This window comes from Sorangium sp. So ce426 (assembly GCF_051475585.1).
GTDB classification, from domain to species: domain Bacteria; phylum Myxococcota_A; class Polyangia; order Polyangiales; family Polyangiaceae; genus Sorangium; species Sorangium cellulosum_B.
Genome location: NZ_CP150341.1, coordinates 5739488 through 5762023, shown reverse-complemented (window position 1 = coordinate 5762023; position 22536 = coordinate 5739488). Strand labels below are relative to the sequence as shown.

The window sequence follows — 22536 nt, the reverse complement described above, 5'->3', positions numbered from 1 at the left end:
CGTCGCGGCCCATGACCGCCTCGACCCCCGAGAAGCTCCTCTCCGATCTGGAAGCGCGGGGCATCACCCGCGCCAAGATCGGCGGCTTTGACATCGACGGCATCCTCCGCGGGAAGTACGTCTCCATCGAGAAGCTGAGGAGCGCGCTCACGAGCGGCTTCGGCTTCTGCGACGTCATCTTCGGCTGGGACATCGCCGACGTCCTCTACGACAACGCCAAGGTGACCGGCTGGCACACCGGCTACCCGGACGCGCACGCCGTCCTGGATCCGAGCACGCTGCGCGACCTCCCGTGGGAGCCGGGGACGGTCGCGATGCTCGCCGACTTCCGCGACGAGCGCGGCGGCCCGCACCCCGCGTGCCCGCGATCGCTCCTCCGGAGCGTCATCGCGAAGGGCGAGCGGATGGGGTACTCGGCGAAGCTCTCGTGCGAGTTCGAGTTCTTCCTCTTCGAGGAGACGCCGCGCTCGCTGCACGAGAAGCGGTTCGCCGGCCTGACGTCGCTCAGCCCCGGCATGTTCGGCTACTCGTGGGTCCGCGAGGGGCAGAACAAGAAGCTCATGGCCGCCATCCTCGATCAGATGCAGGCCTTCGACGTCGAGATCGAGGGCCTGCACACCGAGACCGGCCCGGGCGTGTACGAGGCGGCGATCCGCTACGACGACGCGCTCCGCGCCGCGGACAAGGCCGCGCTCTTCAAGGTCGCCATGAAGCAGATCGCCCACGAGCACGGCCTGTCGGTCACGTTCATGGCGAAGTGGAACGCCGATCTCCCCGGATCGAGCGGCCACCTGCACCAGAGCCTCTGGAAGGACGGCCGCAACGTCTTCGAGGACGCGTCGTCGCCCGATCGGATCCCGGCGGCGCTGCGCCACTACGTCGGCGGCCAGATCGCCATGATGCCCGAGCTCACGGCGATCTACTCGCCGACGATCAACGCCTACAAGCGGTACGTGCCCGGCGTCTGGGCCCCGCTCACCGCCAGCTGGGGCGTCGAGAACCGCACGGCCGCGATCCGCCTCATCGGCCTCGGCACGCCCGGCGCGCGCGTCGAGTACCGGCAGACGGCGGCGGACATCAACCCGTACACCGCGATGGCCGCGTGCCTCGGCGCAGGGCTCTACGGCATCGAGCACGGCGTCGAGCCGCCGGCGCAGGCCTCCGGAGACGCGTCGTCCACCGAGTCCTCGCGCTTGTCGCTGCCCCGTACGCTCGCCGACGCGACCCGGATGCTCGCGGGCAGCAAGATGGCCCGCGAGATCCTCGGCGAGAATTTCGTCGACCACTATGCCCTGACGCGCGACTGGGAGGTGCGGCAGTACGAGCGCGCGGTCACGGATTGGGAGCTGAAGCGTTACTTCGAGGCGGTGTGATCATGAGCCAGTTCACGGTTTGGAGCTTCCCCACACGCATCCTCTTCGGCGCCGGCGTCGTCGAGCAGACGGGCGCCGAGGCGCGCCGGCTCGGCGCGGCGAGGGCGCTCGTCGTCACGGACAAGGGCGTCGTCCGCTCGGGGCTGCTCGAGCCCGTCGCCGCGTCGCTGCGGAAGGAGGGCCTCGAGGTGGCCGTCTTCGACGACGTGCTCGGCAACCCCATCGAGAAGAACGTGCACGACGGCGTCGCCGCGTTCCGCGCGGCCCGCGCGGATCTCGTCGTCGCCCTCGGGGGCGGCTCGCCGCTCGACGTCGGCAAGCTCGTGCGCCTCGGCGTGAACCACGATCGGCCGCTCGTCGACTACGACGACGCCACGGGCGGCGATCGCTTCATCACGCCCGACGTCCCGCCGATGCTCGCGATCCCCACGACGGCCGGCACCGGCAGCGAGGTCGGCCGCTCGGGCGTCGTGACGCTCGACGCGAACCACCGGAAGACGGTGATCTTCTCGCCGCACCTGCTCGCGAACGCCGCGCTGCTCGATCCGGTGATGACGCGGTCGATGCCGGCCTTCCTCACGGCGGCGACGGGCTTCGACGCGCTCACCCACTGTATCGAGGCGTACGTCGCGAAAGGCGATCACCCGATGGCCGACGGCATCGCGCTCGAGGGGATCCGCCTCGCCGCCGCGCACCTCTCGCGGGCGGTCACGCACGGCGACGATCTCGACGCGCGCGGCGGCATGATGAAGGCGGCGATGATGGGCGCGGTCGCGTTCCAGAAGGGGCTCGGCGCGTGCCACTCGCTCGCGCACCCGCTCTCGAGCGAGTGCGGCCTGCACCACGGCCTCGCGAACGCCCTCTGCCTCCCGCCGGTCGTCGAGTTCAACGTCGCCGCGGCCGCGCCGCGCCTCGCGCGCGTCGCGGCCCTGCTCGGCGCGCCCGAGGACGCCGCCGCGTGCGCCGACGCCATCCGCGCCCTGCGCGCCCGGATCGGGCTCGCGGCCGGCCTCGAGAAGGCAGGCGTCCCCCGCGACAAGCTCGACGCGCTGGCCGACCTCGCCGCCCAGGACGCGTGCCACACGAGCAACCCGCGCACCTGCTCGCGCGACGATCTCCGCCACCTCTACGAGGCGTCCTTCGCGAGCTGATCGCGCGCGCCTGCGCCTGCCCCGGGCGCGGCTCGCGGCGGGCGCCGGGCCGACACGAACGCGTCGCCGCCGCGGAAGGATCGCGCCGGCGAGCGCCTGCCGTGACGGGATCATGGTCATTTCCCGGTGTCCAGCGGGCCGTTGGGCGCCGGCCCTACCGCTGGCCGACAATGGATAAATGCGGTACCAGGGGTGCACGATGACCGTCACCTCCACCGAGCGCACCGCGCGTCCAGCGACATGCCAAATGTTCGAGACGCCGCTCATCGAGCGGTTTTCGCGGATCCATCCGATCACACCGTTCGTCTTCTGGCTGCCGGTCTACGGCTATCTGGGCGTGCGCGCCGCCCGGCATGATGTCGGCCTCCTGACCGGGCTCGGGCTCGTACTGGTCGGCCTGTTTCTATGGACGTTCGCCGAGTATGTCCTGCACCGATACGTGTTTCACTACGTCGGGCCGCGCCTATGGCAGCGCCGGATGCATTTCGTTCTCCACGGGGTGCACCATGATTTCCCGCAAGATGCGGACCGGCTGGTGATGCCGCTCGGCGCGAGCATCCCCCTCGGCATCGCGTTCTACACGCTGTTTCGCGTCGTCTGTGGCCCTGTTCCGGCGGATCCGCTGTTCATCGGCTTCGGCCTCGGATACCTGGCGTACGACGGTACGCACTATGCCATTCATCACTTCCGGATGAGCTCGCGCTGGGGGAAGTGGATCAAGCGCCATCACATGGTCCATCACCACACGGGAGAAAATGCCCGGTGGGGCGTTTCGTCGCCGCTCTGGGACTGGGTCTTCGGCACGATGGGCACGTCGCAGGCGGGAAAAGGCAGCTGAGCGGGACAGCGGCGCGCTCCGGAGCGCGCCGGCGCTGATCGTCGACAGGGTGGGAATGGGCCCGGAGCGCGGCGGGTTGAGGGGCCATGAAGCGGTCGCGCCCGGACGCTTGCGCCTGCGCGGGAGATGCTGCGCAGCAGCGCCGCGCGGCCGCGATCGCACGGCGCCTGCCCAGGCTCATGCGCGCTGCGGATGGATCTGCGCGACGCGCGGACCGAGGAGGTCGCGGCGCATCGGGGGCCTCACGGCGAGGAGGTGGTGCCGGGAGGAACGAGCCCTGCCGCAGGCGACGCGCTCGACGCAGGCAGCCGCCTCATGGCGCCCGCATCGAAGGTGCGGAGCGTGTTGCGCCCGCAGTAGGGGCACAACCACGCCACATCGAACCGGTCGAGGTGAGCGTTGATGCTGTGCGCCGGCGCGAGCTCCTTGTCGGCTTCACCGGCGGCCGACCGGCCGCGGGGACTCCGGGTGGCCCACCCGGCGGTGACGTGCCGGTGCTCGTCCAGGGTGGCTGACAGGCTTGCCTGGCACTCGCAAGGAGTGGAGATGAGAAACCGACTCATGCGTGACCGTCCTTCGTAGATGTTTCCGTAGACCTTGCTGGCATGCCGCGTCGCGGCGTGCTTGCGGGCGTCGCGGCTGCGAACCGAGAACCGAGACGCGACGAACGAGACCGAGACGAACGAGAACGAGACCGAGACGAACGAGAACCTAGAACCGGCGACGAGGAAAGAAGCGCGCCCTCATATAAAGGTTGGTCAGTTTGAGCTCAAGGGGTGTTAGCCTGGGGCACGGTTGCCCTGGTGTAGCTGAGGAAGGGGAGTCCATGACCGTTCGACGTGCACCTCGTGAGCGCGAGACGCCGCCCTCGGGCAGGTTGCAGGTCGTCGAGGCCCGCCGGCCTGGGCCGCGCTCGGTGCGCGGCCTCAGGATCCTGCTTGCGCACGACGCCCGCGCCGCGACCTGCGACGCGCTCGCCCGCGCGATCGAGGGGGCGCTGACGAACGTCGAGATCGTGGACGCCTCGTCCATCGACGACGCCCTGCTCGCGTCGGCGACCGAACGGTTCGACGCGTGCCTCGTCTGCCTGGATCTTCCGCCGGCGCCGCTCGGCGGCGCGCGCCTCGCGAGCGAGCTCGTGGACAGCAATCACCCGGTCGTGCTCGTCACGCGGAGCCTGCGCTGGCTGCCGCCGGACAGGCCCATCCTGCACCAGCTGCCCTGGATCCCGCCGGACGCGGGCACGATCGAGATCTCCAGCGCGATCGCGGCGGCGACCAGCGACTGCGACAGCGCCATCCGCGCGCGCTCGCCGCTGCCGGGCGAGGCGCTCGCCGCGCCGGCGCTCCGCGCGCGCGTGCGCCGGTAGCGGCGCGGCTGGGCCGGTAGCGGCGCGGCTGGGCCGGTAGCGGCGCGGCTGGGAGAGGGCGCCGAGCCCCGCCTCCGGGCGAAACGTGACGACGTGACGACGTGACGACGTCGGGATCGAAAACGAAATGAAGGGGTTGCTAAGCGGCCCCGGATTCGGTAGAAGCTTCCTCCACCTCGCGCGGGACTAGCTCAGTTGGTAGAGCATCAGCTTCCCAAGCTGAGGGTCGCGGGTTCGAATCCCGTGTCCCGCTCCGAGGATCGCCGACCCCATTTTGCGCTGGCGATCCTCCTGCACCTCGGGTGCTTCGAGGTTGACGGACGCCTCGTGTCGGCGCGCCGTTTCAAGCGGCGCTTCGTGATCGAGCCGCGTCTCGGACGGCGCTTCGTGCTGAGCTCGGGCGACGGCGCTCGCTGAGCGAGCGCCTGCGCTCGCGCCACCGGGCAGCGCTCGCTGCGCGAGACGGACGCGCTCTGGGGGCGCACGACGCTCGAATCGGGGCCGGTCCCGCTGCGCGCACAGCGGTGCCCGACAGCATGGGGACACCGGGAGGTGTTCATGAAGGATGGCCGGCGCATCGCGCTGAACGCGGCGCTGATGCTCCTGAAGCAGGCGATCATGGCCGTCCTTGGCGTCGTGTTCGTCGGCTATCTCGCGCGGAAGGTGGGGGTCGCCGCCTGGGGGGAGTTCCAGGCGTCGCTCGCGATCGCGGGGATCGTCACGATCGCCGCCGGCGTCGGGGTGAGGGGATACCTGGCCCGGGAGGTCGCCGTGAAGCCCGAGCTCGGGCCGCGTCACCTCGGCGCGGCGCTCGCCATCCGGGGCGTGACCGGGACGGTGGTGCTCGGCGCGACCGTGGCCGTCGTGCTGGCGACGCGCTCGGGGCTCGGCGCGCAGCTCATCGTGCTCGCCGCGGCTTCCCAGCTGGCGACGCTGCTCTACTCGACCATGTGGCTCTCGTTCGAGGCCCACGAGCGGTTCCAGTACATCCTGTACGCGGAGCTCGGCGCGCGGCTGTTCGTCATCGCGCTCTCGGCGGCCTTGCTCGCGCTCGGCTTCGGCGTCGTCGCCGCGGCCGTGGCGTTCCTGCTCGGCAACGTGCTGGAGCTCGCCATCACCTCGCATTACCTCCGCGCCCGCCTCTACCGGCCCGAGCTCACGACGCCGCCCGCAGAGCTCTGGCAGATCGCGAAGCGCAGCCTGCCGATCGGCGCGCTCGGGGCGCTCTCGAGCGCGCTGCTCCAGATCGACCGCGTCATGCTCCGCGCCCTCTGCGACGAGGAAGCCGTCGGGGTCTTCAGCGCGGCCTGGGTGCTGAGCGAGAACTTCAGGATGCTCCCCGACGTCCTGCTCGGCGCCGCCTTCGCGGCGGGCATGCGCCTCTACGTCCAGGATCGCGACGCGTTCGGGCGCCTCTACGGCGGTTGCATGCTCGTCGCCGCGCTCTTCGGGCTGCCCGTCGCCGCCGGCATCTTCCTGCTCGCGCCGGACGTCATCCAGCTCGTCTACGGAGGCGCGGGCGACTACGCCCCCGCGGCCGACGTCCTCCGGATCCTCGCGTGCGCCGTCCCCGTGACGTTCGCGTTCCAGGTCGTGACGCTGCCGCTGCTCGCGGCGAAGCGCGAGGTCGCGATGGTGAAGCTGCTCGCGCTGGCGCTCGTCGCCGACGTCGCGCTGAACCTGCTCCTCCTGCCGCGCTACCGCGCCATGGGCGCCGCGTGCGCGACGCTGGCCGTGAGCGCCGGCGCGCTGATCGCGTCGTGGGGCATCTCCGCGCGCTGGGCCCACGTCGTGGAGCTCGGCCGCATCCTCGCGGTCCTCGCCGCGACGGCGGTCATGGTCACCGCGGCCTACGTCACGCGCGTCCTCGCCGGCATGTGGGCGTCGATCGCGGTGGGCGTCGCCGTCTACGCCGTCCTCCTCCTCGCGTTGCGCGTCGTCTCCTTCCGCGAGCTGCGCGCGCTGCTCGCGCGCCGCGTCCGCGCCTCACCCGCCACCGTGGCCTGACAAGCGTTCCATCGCGGGCGGGCCCGGCGCCGCGCGCGCCCCTCTGCGCCGCTGTGTGGAGCATGGGGTCATCGAGTTTTCCGCATTTTCCGCCGGGAGCTGCGCTCGCCGTGGGTCTCTGCGGCTGCCGACATGCGCTCTCATCCGGCGGGATCCACGCAGCACCGCGCGATGGCCATGGCTCGGAGGTGACGCTGCCGCGGCGCTTTCCGTGGCATGCAGCGTGAATAGCGAAGGCGCGATGTGGCGGCGCGGGCAAGTCCGGGGGCTGGCCGGGGTGGGGCGACTCCGGCAGTGGATGGCGCGGCGGCCGTCCTCGCTTCGCGCGTTCGGGATGCCGGCGCGAAGCGAGGGGGGCGCGGCTGGGCTGCCGTGGAGATATCGAGAGATGGACCTGCCCATGGGCGACGGCGGCTACGCGTTGCTCGCGCGCCTGTCGGCGGGCGGCATGGCGGAGCTGTTCCTCGCGTGCCGGCGCGGGCCGGCAGGTATCACCCACCCCGTCGTCGTGAAGCGTCTTCGCCCCGAGGCGAGGCGAGATCCGTCGATCGTGCGGATGTTCCTCTGGGAGGCCTGGATCAGCGCCCGGCTCCAGCACCCCAACGTGATCCGGTTCCACGACTTCGTCGTTCACGAAGGACGCCATCACCTCGTGATCGAGTACGTCCCGGGCTGCGATCTGGCCGCCGCCGCGCGCGCTCTCTTCGCGGAGGGGCGGCCGTTCCCGCTCGAGGCGGCCATCGAGATCGGCCTGGGCGTGCTGCGGGCGCTCGGGCACGCGCACGGGCTCCGCGACGACGGCGGGAAGCTCGTCGGCCTCGTGCACCGCGACGTGAGCCCGCAGAACGTGCTCCTCTCGCTCGAGGGGGAGATCAAGCTCATCGACTTCGGCGTCGCGCAGATGACGGGGATGAGCGGCGCGGAAGAGGCCGGCCCCTTCGGCTCCCCGTGCTCGTCCGACGAGGCGGCCCCGTCGAGCGGCGGCGGCACGGTGAAGGGGAAGCTCGGCTATGTGGCGCCCGAGCAGCTGCGCGGGCAGAGGGTCGACGCGCGGGCCGATCTCTTCGCGGTCGGCGTGATCCTCTTCGAGCTGCTGACGGCGCGCCGCCTGTTCCACCGCAAGGACGACGGCGCGACGATGGGCGCGGTGCTCTCCGGCGAGGTGCCGGCGATCGCGCCGCTCCGCCCTGCGTGTCCGGCGCTGCTCGAGGAGGCGATCCGGCGCGCGCTCGCGCGCGATCCCGAGGGCCGCTTCGAGACCGCGGCGCAGATGGAAGAGGCGCTCGCCGAGGTGCTCGCCTCGCTGCGCCGAGCGCCGAGCGGCGGCGACGAGCCGAGCTCGAGCGAGCGCGGGCTGCTCGCGGGCCAGGAGATCGCCGCGCTCGTGCGCGAGGTCGCGAGCGGGCGCGATCGGCACCGGTCGCTGCTCGTGCGGGGCTGCCGGAGATCCGCCGGGGCTCGCGGGCGCACGGGCGCGCGGCGGATCGCCGCGGGCCGCTCAGGGGACGATCGCGGCGAGGTGACGCCAACGCTGCGCGGGACGGACGCGCGCCCCGCTGCGCCGGAATCTGCGCCGGAATCTGCGCCGGAATCTGCGCCGGAAGAAGAGAGCGAGCGCAGCGAGGCCAGGAGCGCCGTCACGCCGGACTGGAGGGACGCGCGCCCGCTGCGGCGCGCTCGGCTCCTGCCCTGGCTCGTGATCGCGGCGGTGACCTTCGCCGCAGGGGCGCTCGCCGGCAGGGCGATCGGCGCGTTCGACGGCGGCGTTGCGCCGGCGAGCCGCGGCGCGCCCCGCGACTGACGAGCGCTCCAGCGCCGGCGCCGCGGCGCGGAGAGCCGCGAGACCTGGGAGATCTCCATTCGGCGCCGTGCTCGTGAGGCGTCGAACGCGAACGGCCGTTGGTGTTGGCGCGGATAGCGACGGGCTCGCTAGCCTAGTCCGGCCTGATGCCCGTCCGGAATCCCCTGAGCCGTTCCCTCCCGATCGCTGCGCTGGCTGTCCCCCTCGTCGCGAGCTTCACGAGCGGGAGCGCGCTGCCGTGCCCGGTCGCCGGCGCGCCGGCGGAGCCGACGGAGCTCGGCGCGGCCATCGAGCGGCAGCCGATCTGTGTCGGATCGACGGTCGCGAGCGCGGGCGAGCTCGGCGACGTCCTGTACTACCGCAGCTCGGTCGGAGAGCACGGCGAGGTCTCCGTTGGTTATTACGCGTTCTTCTCGGAGGAGCGGCCGTGGGGCAACAACTGGCTGACCTGGACCGTGCTGCCCGCGCTCGCGGTGGACCTCGTCTACACGCACGCGCTGCTCTTCGCTCCGGGGGTCCAGCGCGCCGTCTACGGCAAGGGCGATGTCGAGGGGTTCAGGATCGTCTACAGCGTCGGCGAGGGGGGGCGGCTCACCGCCAAGCACGGCGCAGCGGACCGCGGTGATCACGGCGAGGTGCGGCTCGAGCGCTCGGATCTACTCTCGATCGATCCCGAACGCCCTACCGTCTACTCGCGGTGGTGGAGCCACCAGCTCGGCGGGCGGGGCGCGGGGCCGGGCGATCTCGCCTATCACCGCTGCTTCGGCGCGGGCGCCATCCGGCCGCTGCCGCCGGACGTCGCGCTCGATTTCCGCCTGGATCGGCGCGCCGCGCCGGCCCGCGTGGTGCCTGCCGCCGCGCTGCTCGGGCAGCTCTCTGCCTCGCGGCGGGGCGAGCCCGTCGATGGCGGGGGCGCTCAGGGCCTCGTCGCTCGCCGGCCGATCGTCGCGTTGTAGATGGCGAGGATGACGATGGCGCCCAGGATCGACGTGAAGAAGCCGCCGCTCGACTGATACGACGGATAGAGCCCCAGCGCCCGGCCGACGAAGCCGCCGAGCAAGGAGCCGGCCACGCCCAGCAGCGCCGTGATCACGAAGCCGCCCGGGTCGCGGCCAGGGGTCAGCAGCTTGGCGATGACGCCGACGATGAGGCCAAACAGGATCCACAACAGCACGGACATGGTTCGCTCCTCTCGACACCGCGTGACGCCGAGGCCCGTCCTCCCGCGTCGATGTGGAGGCCAGCGTCCAGCGTTTCGTCCGGCTCAGCGTCTGCAGACGACGTGCCGCGCGCGGTGAGCTCCGTTCGCACCGCCATGAAGCGGAGACCCGGTGGCCAGCGTGAACTGCGTCGCCATCGGGCGCGCTGCGCTGGGCATCGGCTGTACATCGGCGCGCAGCGGCGCGCGCGAGATCGAGGATCGCGGCGCGCTCGGCGCGCTCGGGGCGCGGGGTGAGCGCTTCGTTCGCACCGCGCGCGCCTCGGCCCTCGCCGTCGGTCTGCTTGTCGTCGTTCCTCGATCGCTCCGAGCTGGCGTCGCGTGGGCAGGCGCTGGCGCGTCGCCCGGGCCCGTTGGCCCGCCGTGTCCCGGTGCGTACCCGCGCCCGCGACGCGCGCCCACGAGCAGCGCCGCGGACCCGGCGTGCGGCCCGGCTGGGGCGTTCACCGTGGTGGTCCGGAAGGGCAGGCGGGGTCCGGCTCCGGGGCGCGCGCCGGCCACGCGCGCCCCTCGGCGGTCGGGGGCGCCTCGCCGTCGCGCTCTGGCGATGGCGAGGTGAGCGTGGCGAGCGCGGCGCTTGCAGCGTTGAAGAGCAGGCACAGCGATCCGCCGAGCACCGTGGCAGCGACGGTGCCGATCACGACCGGAGCGAGACGCCCGCGCCGGCGTCGGCGCAGCGCGACCAGGCTCCGCGATCCGCTGGATCGGTGCGCTCGAAGCAAGGAGAGCGGATCGAGCGCCGGAGCGCGCAGGGCGCTGGCCGGAGCGTGCGCGGGAGGCGACGCCTCGGCGGGCGGGGGTGCCGCGTCCACCGGCGGCGCGCCATCCGGCGCCGGGGGTGAGGCCGCCTCGACGAGCGCAGCCGGGGGGCAAGGCGTGGAGCGATGGCCGACCCACGTTGGAGCGGACGAGTCGTCTCGCCGCGTGGTCGGGGGAGAGCAGGGCCGATCGAGGTGCGCGCCCTCCGGCAGAGACGGCGAGCGATAGCCCACCCATGTCGAGGCTCCCGCGGAGCGCGCCGTGGCGGCGTCCTCCGCGGAGGACCTCCTGCGCGACGAGGACGCCGTCGCTGGGCGCGCGCTCTCCGAGGGGCGCGGAGAGCCGCCGAGCGCGGCCTGCTCGTCGGCGGCGGAGCGCGCCCGGCGGAGCGCGATGTGCCCGAGCGCCTCGCGCAGCGCCCGCGCGCTCTGCGGGCGATCCTCTGGATTTTTGCGCAGGCACTGGAGGATCAGCGCCTCCAGATCCGGATCGAACGCCGGATGGAGCGCGCTCGGTCGGGGCGGGGGGGACTCGACGTGCGCGGCGGCGAGCGCGACGGGCGTCGGGCGCTCGAAGGGGAGCCGCCCCGTTGCCATCTCGAAGAGCAGCACGCCGCACGCGTAGACGTCGCTCCGCGCGTCGACACGCTGCCCTGCGGCTTGCTCCGGGCTCATGTAGGCGGGGGTTCCGATGACGAGCCTGCCGTCGTCCTCGTCGGGCACGGGGAGCAGGGGCGAGCCGCCGAACGCGCCGGAGCGGTCGTCGTGGAGCAGCTTCGCCGTCCCGAAGTCGAGGAGCTTCACCTGCTCGAACGGCGCCCCGTCGTCGTCGATGCGGGGCACCAGGCGGATGTTCTCGGGCTTGACGTCGCGGTGGATGACGCCCGCGTCGTGGGCGTGCTGCAGCGCGGAGCACAGCTGGCGCATGATCGAGACGATGCGCTCCGGGGGCAGGATCGGCGCGGCGTTCAGGAGGTCGATGAGGTCCTCGCCGTCGAGGTGCTCGGTGACCAGGTACCAGAGGCTGGGCGGGGTCGCCTCATGTCCGTCAGCGCTCGCGCCGAGCGCGCCGTGCAGGCTCACCGGCTCGCAGCCGAAGTCGAGGACGCGCACGATGTTCGGGTGATCGAGCCGGCTCGCCGCCAGCGCTTCGACATGGAACCTCAGCACCGCGTCGCCGGCGCGGACGCCGCCGGAGCGCGACCTCTCGTCGGAGCGCGACCTCTCGCTCACGCCGCTCGATCCTCGGTGGACGGCGCCCTCGCCGCGCGGCGACGCGGCGACGCGCGTCGTGCAGACGCGGCGGCTCGCTCCGCCGCCCACGCGCGGCGCGGCGACGCGCTCGTGGATGACCTTCACCGCGCACGCGCGCCCGAGCCCGAGGTGCCGCGCGCGGTAGACGCGCCCCATCGCGCCGGCGCCGATCATCTGCTCGACGAGGTACCGCCCCCCGAGAAGGCGTCCCCTGAGGAATCGCTCCGAGGACGGGAGTCCCGCGTCGAGGGGCGCGGAGGCGCGGAGGCAATCCATGGCGCGTTCCACGCAGCAGAATGGGTGCCATCGCGCTGTGCGGACGGTTCACAGCGGCCGCGAGACGGAGCGTCGGGCGCGGCCGCGCCGCGGGCGCCCTGCGCCGGCGCTCGCGGCGCGGCTCGGAGCGGCCCGCGCGCCGCGCGCATTTCGCCCGGGAAAACCTTGCCTCCGCCCGGGCAGCGGCGCCGCGAGGGCTGATTTGTTCCGTTGTCGACGGCGTGTGATAGCGTGGCGCGCGAGGAGGCCTGAGTGCTCTTGAGACGATGCGTTCCGTTCGCTGCGGCGCTGTTCCTGCTGCTCCCGACAGGCGAGGCCCATGCGCAGTCGGACCAGGACAGAGCAGCGGCCCGGTCGCTGGCCACACAGGGCGCCGAATCGTTCACGTCCGGCCGCTTCGAGGAGGCGATCGATCTGCTGGGTCGCGCCGAGGCGCTCGTGCACGCTCCGACGCACCTCCTGCTGATCGCGCGCGCGCAGGTGCGCCTCGGCCGGCTCGTCGCCGCGAAGGAGACCTACCTGAGGATCGTCCGCGAGGAGCTCCCGCCCACCGCGCCGTCTCCCTTCAAGAGGGCGCAGCAGGACGCGCGGGAGGAGCTCGCCGCGATCGAGCCCAGGATCGCGTCGCTGCGCATCGCGCTGGAGGGCGCCGCCGGCCGGAAGATCGGCGTGAAGCTGGACGGCCAGCCGGTCGCGGACGCGCTGCTCGGCGTGCATCGCCCGATCGATCCGGGCAATCACGTGGTCACCGTGGTTCCGCCGAGCCTCGCGCCGATCGAGCAGGGGGTCACCATCGGCGACGGCGAGCGCAAGGAGCTGAAGATCCCGGTCCCGGAAGGCCCGGCCGTGGTCCCCCCGCCGGGAGGCGCGGTCGAAGGGCAGGGCACCTGGGGCGGTGGGCAGACCGAGGTCCCCCCTGTCGCCCCGCCTGGCACCCCGGAGCGAAAGACGAACGCGGCGATGCTGGGCGGAGGCATCGCGGCCACGGCGCTCGGGCTCGGCGGTGTCGTGGTGGGCTCGGTGTTCCTGGCCAAGAGCAGCGGGACGCAAAAAGAAGCGAACGATCTCAGCGCCGCGCGTGGGTGCGAATCGCAGAGCACTGCCGGCACGGAGTGCGGCCCGGCGATCCAGGCCCAGATCAAATCGCTCGACGCCGACGCCGCGTCACAGCAGACGATCGGCGCGGTCGGTCTCGTCGGGGGCGGCGTGCTGCTCGCCGGTGGTGTGACGCTGCTCGTACTGGAGCTGACGTCCAAGCCGGAGCCCTCGAGCTCCGCCTGGATCGCCCCCTATGTAACGCCAACAGGGCTCGGGGTGCGCGGCGCGTTCTGATCCGAGCGCGCTGCGCGGCGCGGGCGTCAGTAGCCGAAGTCGCCCGGGACGCCCGGCTTCTGCGGCTTCTGGGGCGACGTGGTCGGCTTCGTCGACGGCGTCGTCTGCGGCGGCTTCGTGACGGGCAATGGCCTCGTCTGAGGAGGCTGTGGGCGCGGCGGGGGCGGCTTCACCTGGGCCGAGGAGGCCGCCGGCGCCGCGACGGGCTCGGCGGTGACGGGCGGAGCGGGCGCTGCGGCCGTGGCGCTCGCGGTGACGATGGGCTCGGGCGGCGGGACGGTCGGTGGAGGGGGCGGAGGGGGCGAGGGCGCCGGGATGACCGTCGCGGCGACGGCGCTCGGATCCGCGGTCGCCGCGCCCGTCGTCCCGCTGTGTCCGAAGGCGAGCCAGACGGCGACGCCGGCGCCGAACAAGCTGGCCGCCCCGGCGATCGCGGCGAGGAGCGGCATCCTGGACGGCGGGCGCGTCGAGCGGCCCGTGACCCCTGACGAGGCGCCCCACGAGTTCGCGGTCAGCTGCGGCGTCTGGCCCATGCCGGGCACGGCCGGCGCATTCTGGCCACCCCACGGCGGCTCGGTGCGGGTGGGCGGAGGGGTCGCCGTCTCGGGCTGGGACGGCAGCGACAGCCGGGGGAAGGACGTCCGCCCCGTGGTCAGCAAGGCCAGGCTGGGCCGCGCTGCGGCCCAGGCGAGGAGCGCGTTCTTGAACTCCGCGCAGCTCTGGAAGCGGCCCCCCGGCTCGCGCGCCATCGCCTTCTGGATGATCCCGGAGAACTCGGCGTCGAGGTCGGGCACGAGCTGCTGGGGCAGGGGGGCCGGCTCGAGCACGATCTTGAAGAGCAGCTCGTTGAAGGTCGCCGCATCGAACGGCACCTGACCGGTCGTCGCCTGGAAGAGCAGGACGCCCATGGCGTAGATGTCGGTCCGCTGATCCACGGGGCTGGAGCCGCGCGCCTGCTCGGGCGACATGTAGTACGGCGTCCCGACCACCGCGCCCGTGCGCGTCATGCTCATCTCCGCGCCGGCGAGCTGCGAGAACTTCGAGACGCCGAAATCGAGCACCTTCACGAAGTTGCTGAGGCCGGCCTTCGACGGGATGACGAAGATGTTGTCGGGCTTGAGATCGCGGTGGATGATCCCCGCGGCGTGCGCGGCGCCGAGCGCCTCGAGCACCTGCACCATGATCGGCACCGTGATCTCGGGCCCGAGCCGCCCCATCCGCTCGATCTTGGCCCCGAGGGTCTCTCCCTCGAGGTACTCCATGACCATGTACCGCGTGCCGTCCTGCAGCACGCCGAGGTCGAGCACCTCGCAGATGTGATCGGAGCCGATGCGCGCCGCGGCCTGGGCCTCGCGCTCGAAGCGCGCGACGGACTCGGCCTGGCTCGAGATGCTCGCGTGCAGCAGCTTGATGGCGACGCGGCGCCGGATGCGCAAGTTCTCGCCTTCGAAGACCGCGCCCATGCCCCCCTGGCCGAGCAGCCGGACGATCCGGTACTTGCCGTCGATGATCTCGCCGACCAACGGATTCATGACAGCGTTCCCGGTCCGGAGAAGCAAATCACGCCGCCAGGCTAGCACGGTCGCTGGAGGCCGGCCTACGCCCTCGCGGAGCGACGACGGGCGTCGCCTTCACCCGCCGCCGTGCGGCGTGGACGCCCACACGAGGCCCCACACGAGGCCCCACACGAGGCCCCACACGAGGATCGATGGCGTGGGCGCGCGGCCGCCCGAGCGGCTGAGCGGCTGAGCGCCTGACAACGAACGAACGCCCCGCTCTCGCGATCCCCGGGCCGGCGCAGGGGATCTTCGTGATAACGTCGCCCACGTATGCCGGTTTACGAGCTGTCCGTCGATGGTGCGCTGGTTCGCGAGGCGGAGAAGATCGTCTCCCTCGAGGGCCGCGCGTTCCCGACGCTCGTCATGCGCTGGGAATCGCGCCTCTTCGACCAACCTTGGCTCACGACGCTGGTGCTCGATTACGTGATCGCGTTACCGCCGCTCATCGTCGGGCAGGCGACGTTCAACGAGGTCAGGATTGCCGCCTTCACCGGGGGCGCCGGCACGAAGTTCATGTACTTCGGCACCGAGATGAGCGCGAGCGTGCCTCGCATCGCGCCCGAGATGGAGAACTCGGTCGCCCCGACCTCGCTCTACCAGGAGTTCCGCCTGGACGAGCAGTCTTGCCCGATCCCCTATCTGAAGCTGATCCAGGTCAGTCCGCGCATCTACGGTGAAGGGCTCCAGAACTACTACTCGCCGCCGATCAAGGTCGAGCGCTACGACGGGGTGGCCTCGCCGGAGCACATCGCGGACTTCTTCCCGAAGGTCGTCGCGAACCTCGATCCGGTGAAGGGGACGACGCTGGTCGATCCAGCGCAGGGCTTCTGGACCGGCGCGCGCTTCCTCGGCGCGACGTCCATCGCCATCCTCCGACAGGGCCGCGTGGTCGGGCTGCACCGCCGCACTGGAAAGACCGACAAGGACCCGATCCCGCCCGAGGTGAAGCGGCGCGATCCGCGGCTCGACGTGCGCGCCGACTGGGTCGCCGTGGACATCGGCGCGGCGTCGACGGTCGTCGCCGTCCGGGGCGAGCGCGGGGGCGCCGAGTTCGTCCGGATCGGCGCCGACGCGCCGCTGCGGGTGTCCGCCGACAACGAGAACCCGAGCGAGGTCGCGTTCGAGGCGCTGGCCCGGACGACGAAGGCGTGGCGCGATCGGGTGATCCTGCCCATGACGCGCTGGGGCGACGTGCTCATCGGGCACGCTGCGCGCGACATGCGCGTCCGGCCGGGCGCCGACGTCCACGAGCGCGCCGCGGCCTCCCTGCCGGCCCTCCCGCTCCTGCGCGAGCGGACCGAGCGCGGCGAGCCGTTCCGCCTCCGGGGCAGGAGCGACCCCGACACGACCGAGGCGCTGAAGAAGCCGGCGCCGCCCATCATCGACGAGGAAGGGATCGGCGCGCACGACCCGTTCGATCCGCTGGAGCTCTACGCGTACTACGTCGGCCTGCACCTGAACCAGCGCTCGCGGGGGCTCTCCACGCGCTACGCGATCACGATGCCGACGGGCTGGTCGCCCGAGCGCCGCGAGAGCGTGCTCGTCGCCTTCCGCCGCGGCATGTTCAGGAGCCTGCCCGCGGGCCTCTGCGAGTACCACGACCTCGACGGCCTGCAGGTCGTCGACGCAGGGCCGTCCGCGATCGCCTATGCGGTCCAGGCGTTCCGGATGTTCGGGATCCAGCCGCGGGACGGCGGCGTCCCGTTCTGCGTCATCGACGCCGGGGCCAGCGAGGCGGGGCTCGCCTTCGGCATCCTGCGGAGCGCGAAAGCGCACGAGGCCGCAGAGGGGCTGGAGCGGATGGTCGAGTACCTCGAGCCCACGGCGATCCCCTGGCTCGGGGGCGAGCGGCTCCTCCACCGGATCGCCTACAGGGTGTACTCGTCCAGCCAGGCCGCGATGCGCGATCGCCGGATCCCCTTCGAGCGCCCGCCCGAGGAGGAGCCGATCGACGGCGCGGAAGATCTGCTCGCTCCGTCCCCCGATGGGCGCGCCAACGCGTGGGCGCTCAAGGAGCTGCTGCGGCCTCTCCTCGAGGGGGGGCCGAGCGCGCAGGTCGCGGAGCGGCTCTCGCTGGTCGGGCTCGACGGGGCGCCGGCCGTCGTGCCGCTCTCGATCGATCGCGGCGCGCTGGGCGGCGCGATCGACGCGTGGTTCCGGGACGGGGTCGAGGTGGTCCGCCGGCACCTCGAGGGCGCGGTGGCGAAGATCGGGCGGGAGCCGGATCCTTACCAGGGGCTCAGGATCCTGCTCGGCGGGCGCCTCGGGATGAACCAGCGCTTCGCGGAGCTGCTCGCCGGCGTGCTGCCGGCGGGCGTGCAGGTGCACCGCTTCAAGGAGCCGGACAAGGCCAACCTGGGCGCGCCCACCGTGAAGATGGCGGCCGCGCTCGGCGCGCTGTCGCTCCGGTTCGATCGGATCGGGGCCACGCTCCGCGCGGAGAAGCGCGACGCGTTCCGCTACCGCGTCGGGCGCGCCCGCCACGGGCAGCTCGCCGACGTCCTGGATCCGTCCGTCGACTACGACGTCTGGCGGGAGGTCGGCGCTTGCTTGAAGCCCGAGGTCGAGCTCCTGTTCATGGCCGCCGACGACGAGGGGGAGGTCGCGGCGGACGATCCGCGCGTGCGCCGCGCTGTCTGCGCGCTCGGGCGCGGCGCCGTCGGACAGCGGCTCTATCTCCGGGCCGTCGGGCCGGCCCGCGCGGAGATCAGCGTGGGGCCGCCCGGCGGTGAGCCGGCCTCCGGCGCCGTCTGCTGGACGGTCCACCTCGAGAGCGGCGCAGCAGAGAAGACCGGCGGCTGAGCGCATGGGGGCTCCGCGGCTTCACGTGCCACACGACGATCTCGATCCCGGGGAGCAGGTCCACGCCGGTGCAGCGCCAGGCGGCCTGGCCGAGGTCCATCCGGCCGAGGCCCGGCTGGCCGCGCACCTCGCGACGACGAGCGCGCTGCGCGAGGCGGCCTCGCTCGCGGAGGCTGCTCCGCGCGTGCTCGCCGCGCTGATCGACCACCTCGGCTGGGACGTCGCCGCGCTCTGGCTCGCGGAGCCGGAGCCGAGCGCCGCGGGCGACGCGCCGCGGTCCGCGGCGAGAGCCAGCGCTCTCCGCTGCGTCGAGGCCCGGTCGGCGGCGCACGGCGATGGCGAGGCGCTCGCGGAGGTGCTCCGCCAGGGGCCGACCCTCGCCGCCGAGTCCGACCTCGTGGGCGAGGCCTTCCTGGGCGGCGCGCCGGTGTTCCGCGCCAGCGCGGGCGGCGTCGTCGACGTCGTCGAGCACGCCGCGCGCGCGCCGGGCTGGGAGCGCGCGGCGTGCGCCGTCCCGATCCCGTGCGGCCCCCGCGTCGCCGGGGTGATCGAGCTGAGGAGCCGCGCCCCGCACCGCGGCGACGAGCAGCTGCTCCGCGTCCTTGCGTCCGTGGGCAGCCAGATCGGGCAGAGCATCGAGCGGTGGCGCGCCGAGCGGGAGGGCGCGCGCGCCGCGGGCGAGCTCCGCGCGCTGTTTCACGCCATCCCCGATCTCTGCTTCCGCCTCGACGCCGAGCTGCGGATCGTCGACTACAACCAGCCGAGGCTCTCCGAGCTCCACGTCGCGGCGGAGGCGCTGTCGGGCAAGCGCATGACCGAGGTGCTCCCCCTGGAGCTCGGGGAGCGGCTCGAGCGCGCGAGCCAGGAGGCTCACGAGGCGGGCGCCGTGGTCGCGCTCGAGCACGCCGTCGCGAGCGCCGGCGGAGAGCGGCACGTCGAGGCGCGGGTGATGCCGTTCCTCGAGGGGCACGTCCTCGTCCTCGTCCGCGACATCACCGAGCGGCGGCGCACCGAGGAGGCGCTCCGGCAGCGCGAGGAGCGCTCGCGCGAGTCGCAGAAGATGGAGGCGCTCGGGCGGCTGGCCGGCGGCATCGCGCACGACTTCAACAACATGCTCATGGTGATGCTCGGCTACGGCGAGCTCCTCATCCGCCGCCTCGGGCCCGACAGCGCGCTGCGGCGCGACGCCCTCCAGGTCACGAAGGCCGGGGAGCGCGCCGCGGCGCTCACGCGGCAGCTCCTCGCGATGAGCCGCCGCAAGGCGCTTCAGCGCGAGGTGCTCGACGTCAACGCGGTGGTGCTCGATATGCAGACGATGCTGCAGCGCCTCATCGGCGAGGACATCGACCTGCAGACGAACGTCGGCCGGGATCTCGGCTCGATCAGGGTCGACAAGAGCCAGCTGGAGCAGGTCGTCCTGAACCTCGTCGTGAACGCGCGTGACGCGATGCCGAGGGGCGGCAAGCTCGTCGTCGAGACCTCCCTGGGCGAGCCTGGCGAGAGCCCGGCGGCGAGATCGTTCGCGCCAGCGGAGCGCGACGACGACGACGCGCCCGCCGCTGGAGGCCCCCCCTACGTCGTGCTCTCGGTGACCGACAGCGGCAACGGGATGGATCACGACACGCTCTCGCACCTGTTCGAGCCGTTCTTCACGACGAAGGCGCGAGGCAAGGGCACGGGGCTGGGCCTCGCCACGGTGTACGGGATCGTGAGCCAGAGCGGCGGGCTCATCGAGGTCGAGAGTGAGCTCGGGCGCGGCACGACGTTCCGCGTCTACCTCCCGCGCGTCGAGGAGCGCGCCGAGGTGGCGCCCGCTCGCGCGCGGCCGTCGCCGGCGGGCGGCGACGAGACGGTGCTCGTCGTCGAGGACGACGAGGCAGTCCGCAAGCTCATCGTCGATGTGCTCGAGCGGCGCGGCTACGGCGTGCTCTCGGCCGCGAGCGGCGAGGAAGCGCTGGCGATGCTCGCGCGGGAGGGGGAAGACGCGGTGGATCTCCTGCTCACCGATCTCGTGATGCCGGGCATGAACGGCCGCGAGCTCGCCGAGCGCGCCGTCGCGATCCACCCGCGCGCCCGCGTGCTGTACATCTCCGGCTACGCCGAGGACGTCCTCGCGGGCGCCGAGCCCGATCGCGAGCTCGCGCTGCTGCAGAAGCCGTTCACCCCCGAGACCCTCGCGCAGCGCCTGCGCGACCTGCTCGATCGCCGTTAGCGACGCACGCTCTTCCGGGCGCGGCGAGGGCCGGCGGTCACCGCCCGCCGCGCTCGAGGGCGTCGCTCTCGGGCGCCGGATCGGCGATCCCGAGCGGCGCCGACGGCCGGCGGCGTCGCAGGTAGAAGAAGTCGCGCTGCGCCGGCTCCGCGACGTACTCCTCGGGCTTGAACTGCACGTCCGGGATCAGCGCCGAGCTGGCGCGCGGACCCGCGCCGTCCGCGCCGCGACCGTACAGGAGGAAGCGGGGGTAGGCGTGGTTGACGTCGAGCTCCGCCACGTCGTGCGCGCCCGCGGCCTTCATCCCGCGGGCGAGGCTGCGGGCTGTGACGGCCTCGCCGAGCCCGTAGAAGAGCAGCTTGCCTGTCGCGTCGACGCCGAGCGCCGAGCGTCGGATCACCGTCTCGCCGCTCACCGTCGCGCCCCAGTCGCGGTTCGAGTCGTACAGCGCGTGGTGGAGCTCGCCCTGCTCGACCAGGCAAGGCGGCGTCTGCCGGTACGCGGCCATGCGGGCCTCGCCGTCGCGCAGCTCGGGCCAGGTCCGGATCCGCACCGCGCCGCTGCGGTAGAGCGCGATCGTGCACGCCCTGTCGCGCGGCGGCAGGAACGTGTCGCCGTCAAGCATCATCCCGTAGTGGCCGTGCATCGCCTTGAAGCCCCCGTTGAAGGCGGCGACGAGCTCCGAGGCGTGGCCCCCTGGCACGAGGCCAGGGCGCCGCTCTGCCGGGACGTCCGGCGAGAACGGCTCCTTCGTGCCCGCGACAAGCCGGAGGTCGACGCGCCCGAGATCGATCGCCACCACGGCGATGGCCGCGAACACGCGCTTCGGGTCGGGGTGCACGACGCTCTTCCAGAGCACCTGCGCCTCGCCGGGCCGGGCGGCGCTGTCGCCGATCGGCGTCCAGACGCCGTCGCCCGTGGCCGCGACCTCGGGGAAGGGCGGCTGGAACGAGGCGGGCGACGTGACCGTCTCCGCCTTCGGGCCCTCGGCGCTCTCCACGGCCTCCGCGGCGGCGGCGGGCGGGGGCTCCCAGAACGTCTTCGGGGCCGCGTCGCGGTAGAGGGTCCGGTTCAGCCGATCGGCGACGCCGTAGGCCACGTCCTCGGCCCACGCGACAGGCGCGGGACCGACCACGGCGCGCACGCCGTCGGCGAGGGCCGGGCCGAAGCCGCGGACCTCGTGGATGCCGTACCAGAGCGCCTCGACGGCGATCGCGCAGAGCGCCACGCAACGCAGCGCGCGCTCGGGCCAGCGAGCGCGGGAGCGCCGCCCGCGCAGGGACCCGCTCGCAGAAGGGGGCGAAGGGTTGTCCAAGGCGATACCGAGGCTACCCGATCGCACGGGCAGCCCCAAATTTCGGGCTTCGAGCGAGCGCGGCGGCGCTCGTTACGGCTGCCCGTGCGCCATCGTCCGAGGGCCATCCTTGAACAGGATCTCGATCTTGCCCCGATCGATGACCTTCGCGACAACGCCGTCGCCGAACTTGCTGTGGTGGATCAGCTCGCCCTCGCCGAAGGTCAGCGTGATGCGGTACGGCTTGAACGCCCCGGACGGCTGTCCCGCGATGGCGCGCTCCCAGGCGAGCGTCTGATCGCGCTCGGCGCGCTGGGCAGCCGTGAGGCGCTCCGCGCCGCCGCGCGGCGAGCTCGACGCGGCCCGCGGCTCGCTGCTGCTCCGAGCGGAGGCGCGCGCCGCCGCGCGGCTCTCCCGCTCGCTCTTCGGCTGGCGGTAGAGGTGGTGCGACATGCAGGTCTTGCACTCGACCTTCTTCACCACGTCGCCGACCATCGCGATGATCCGATGGGTAAGATCGAGGCGGCACTTGGTGCACCAGGCGTCGACTTCGCCGCCCGTCCTAAGCTTTTTCGTCGTCACTTCTCCTCACGGCGCCGGTCTCGCCCGGTCTCTTTGCTTCGGTCTTTGACGTTCACCTGAGCGGTGACCTCCGGCTTCGGCAACCCGGTCCTCGGCTCGTCCTGGCTGTCGTCTCTCTTGGCCGCTTCGTTGGGAATGAAGCGGATCTCGGTCTTGATCTCGAACGAGAGCTTCGTCAGCACCTTCGTGATCTCGTCCGCGAACTGGGTGTGCTCGAGCACATCCCGGATCTCCTTCGCGACGACCCGGTAGAGACCGTTCTTGGTCTCGTCGATCTGGGTATAGAGGTAGTGGAGGACCTCTTTGGGCAGCTTGAGGTCGCCCACGAAGTGTCGGAGGTTCTCGGGCCCCTCGCTGAGCTTGTCGATGCCGCTCTCGACGGCCCGCTCGACCACGCGCTTGAAGATCTCCGGGATAGCGCGCTCGAAGAGGCGTTTCTTCTCGCCTTCGCCTTCCACCTTGTCCCCTTCGTCCTCGCGGAGCGGCTCGGTGTCGTCGGCCATGGCTCGGGCTCCCCTAGCGGGACGGGGCGGCCACGTCAATGCAGGGGTGCGTGCAGGGTGCCGGCGTCGCGCCATGGTCCATGGATCTGCCGGATTTTGACGACGATGGGGAGCCTTTCGCGCGCGTCTGGCAGACGAGAGAGCTCTGCCTTCGATCTCTCGCAGCGGACACTGCAGTGACCCGGACGGAAACCGTGGCGCCCGGA

The 22536-nt window shown here is 72.6% G+C and carries 17 protein-coding genes and 1 tRNA gene; 11 read left to right on the top strand and 7 right to left on the bottom strand.

Annotation, left to right across the window (positions count from 1 at the left end; translation table 11 throughout):
* The first annotated feature begins 11 nt into the window (after positions 1–11).
* From WMF44_RS21450 to WMF44_RS21440, 3 genes are all read left to right on the top strand, one after another.
* The gene (locus WMF44_RS21450) at positions 12–1373 is read left to right on the top strand and encodes a glutamine synthetase family protein (RefSeq protein WP_437300965.1); all 1362 of its coding nucleotides are present in this window, start codon (positions 12–14) and stop codon (positions 1371–1373) included.
* Positions 1370–2524 (top strand): iron-containing alcohol dehydrogenase, encoded by a 1155-nt coding sequence (locus WMF44_RS21445; RefSeq protein WP_437300964.1) that lies wholly within the window; start codon positions 1370–1372, stop codon positions 2522–2524. Before WMF44_RS21450 ends, WMF44_RS21445 begins: the two co-directional genes overlap by 4 nt.
* A 199-nt stretch (positions 2525–2723) precedes the next feature.
* Entirely contained in the window at positions 2724–3362 is a 639-nt protein-coding gene (locus tag WMF44_RS21440) for a sterol desaturase family protein (RefSeq protein WP_437300963.1), read from the top strand.
* Positions 3363–3604: 242 nt separating this feature from the next.
* On the opposite strand, the gene WMF44_RS21435 is transcribed toward WMF44_RS21440, so the two are convergent.
* Positions 3605–3925 (bottom strand): hypothetical protein, encoded by a 321-nt coding sequence (locus WMF44_RS21435; protein ID WP_437300962.1) that lies wholly within the window; start codon positions 3923–3925, stop codon positions 3605–3607.
* A gap of 263 nt (positions 3926–4188) precedes the next feature.
* Between WMF44_RS21435 and WMF44_RS21430 the strand changes: the two genes are divergently transcribed.
* The 5 genes from WMF44_RS21430 to WMF44_RS21410 all read left to right on the top strand — a co-directional run bounded on the left by WMF44_RS21430 (position 4189) and on the right by WMF44_RS21410 (position 9495).
* Positions 4189–4731, top strand: coding sequence for a hypothetical protein (locus WMF44_RS21430; RefSeq protein ID WP_437300961.1), 543 nt, complete (start codon positions 4189–4191; stop codon positions 4729–4731).
* Positions 4732–4911: 180 nt separating this feature from the next.
* Positions 4912–4984, top strand: a tRNA-Gly gene (locus WMF44_RS21425).
* A 305-nt stretch (positions 4985–5289) separates the two neighbouring features.
* Complete coding sequence (locus WMF44_RS21420) at positions 5290–6738, top strand: flippase (protein WP_437300960.1); 1449 nt, start codon at positions 5290–5292, stop codon at positions 6736–6738.
* 388 nt (positions 6739–7126) lie between these two features.
* Positions 7127–8539: a serine/threonine-protein kinase gene (locus WMF44_RS21415; protein WP_437300959.1), complete on the top strand. Its 1413-nt coding sequence runs from the start codon at positions 7127–7129 to the stop codon at positions 8537–8539.
* 146 nt (positions 8540–8685) lie between these two features.
* Entirely contained in the window at positions 8686–9495 is an 810-nt protein-coding gene (locus WMF44_RS21410) for a hypothetical protein (protein WP_437300958.1), read from the top strand.
* Here WMF44_RS21410 and WMF44_RS21405 read toward each other — a convergent pair.
* Both WMF44_RS21405 and WMF44_RS21400 read right to left on the bottom strand, forming a co-directional pair.
* The gene (locus tag WMF44_RS21405; protein WP_437300957.1) at positions 9456–9719 is read right to left on the bottom strand and encodes a GlsB/YeaQ/YmgE family stress response membrane protein; all 264 of its coding nucleotides are present in this window, start codon (positions 9717–9719) and stop codon (positions 9456–9458) included. The two genes, WMF44_RS21410 and WMF44_RS21405, sit on opposite strands and share 40 nt — an antisense overlap.
* A gap of 482 nt (positions 9720–10201) precedes the next feature.
* A complete protein-coding gene (locus WMF44_RS21400; protein WP_437300956.1) occupies positions 10202–12046 on the bottom strand; it encodes a protein kinase domain-containing protein in 1845 nt (614 codons plus the stop codon).
* A gap of 252 nt (positions 12047–12298) precedes the next feature.
* Between WMF44_RS21400 and WMF44_RS21395 the strand changes: the two genes are divergently transcribed.
* On the top strand, positions 12299–13378 hold the full coding sequence (locus tag WMF44_RS21395; protein ID WP_437300955.1) for a hypothetical protein: 1080 nt from the start codon (positions 12299–12301) through the stop codon (positions 13376–13378).
* Between the two features lie 26 nt (positions 13379–13404).
* Here WMF44_RS21395 and WMF44_RS21390 read toward each other — a convergent pair whose 3' ends face one another.
* Entirely contained in the window at positions 13405–14910 is a 1506-nt protein-coding gene (locus tag WMF44_RS21390) for a serine/threonine-protein kinase (protein WP_437300954.1), read from the bottom strand.
* 297 nt (positions 14911–15207) lie between these two features.
* Here WMF44_RS21390 and WMF44_RS21385 point away from each other — a divergent pair, with 297 nt between their 5' ends.
* Entirely contained in the window at positions 15208–17739 is a 2532-nt protein-coding gene (locus tag WMF44_RS21385) for a hypothetical protein (RefSeq protein ID WP_437300953.1), read from the top strand.
* A gap of 25 nt (positions 17740–17764) precedes the next feature.
* Positions 17765–19951 (top strand): ATP-binding protein, encoded by a 2187-nt coding sequence (locus WMF44_RS21380; RefSeq protein ID WP_437300952.1) that lies wholly within the window; start codon positions 17765–17767, stop codon positions 19949–19951.
* Between the two features lie 37 nt (positions 19952–19988).
* Here WMF44_RS21380 and WMF44_RS21375 read toward each other — a convergent pair whose 3' ends face one another.
* The 3 genes from WMF44_RS21375 to WMF44_RS21365 all read right to left on the bottom strand — a co-directional run bounded on the left by WMF44_RS21375 (position 19989) and on the right by WMF44_RS21365 (position 22330).
* The gene (locus WMF44_RS21375; protein ID WP_437300951.1) at positions 19989–21179 is read right to left on the bottom strand and encodes a phosphodiester glycosidase family protein; all 1191 of its coding nucleotides are present in this window, start codon (positions 21177–21179) and stop codon (positions 19989–19991) included.
* A 159-nt stretch (positions 21180–21338) separates the two neighbouring features.
* On the bottom strand, positions 21339–21827 hold the full coding sequence (locus WMF44_RS21370; RefSeq protein ID WP_437300950.1) for a hypothetical protein: 489 nt from the start codon (positions 21825–21827) through the stop codon (positions 21339–21341).
* Positions 21824–22330 carry a hypothetical protein gene (locus WMF44_RS21365; protein ID WP_012236567.1) on the bottom strand — a complete coding sequence of 169 codons (507 nt, stop codon included), beginning with the start codon at positions 22328–22330 and terminating at the stop codon, positions 21824–21826. Before WMF44_RS21365 ends, WMF44_RS21370 begins: the two co-directional genes overlap by 4 nt.
* Between the last annotated feature and the right edge of the window lie 206 nt (positions 22331–22536).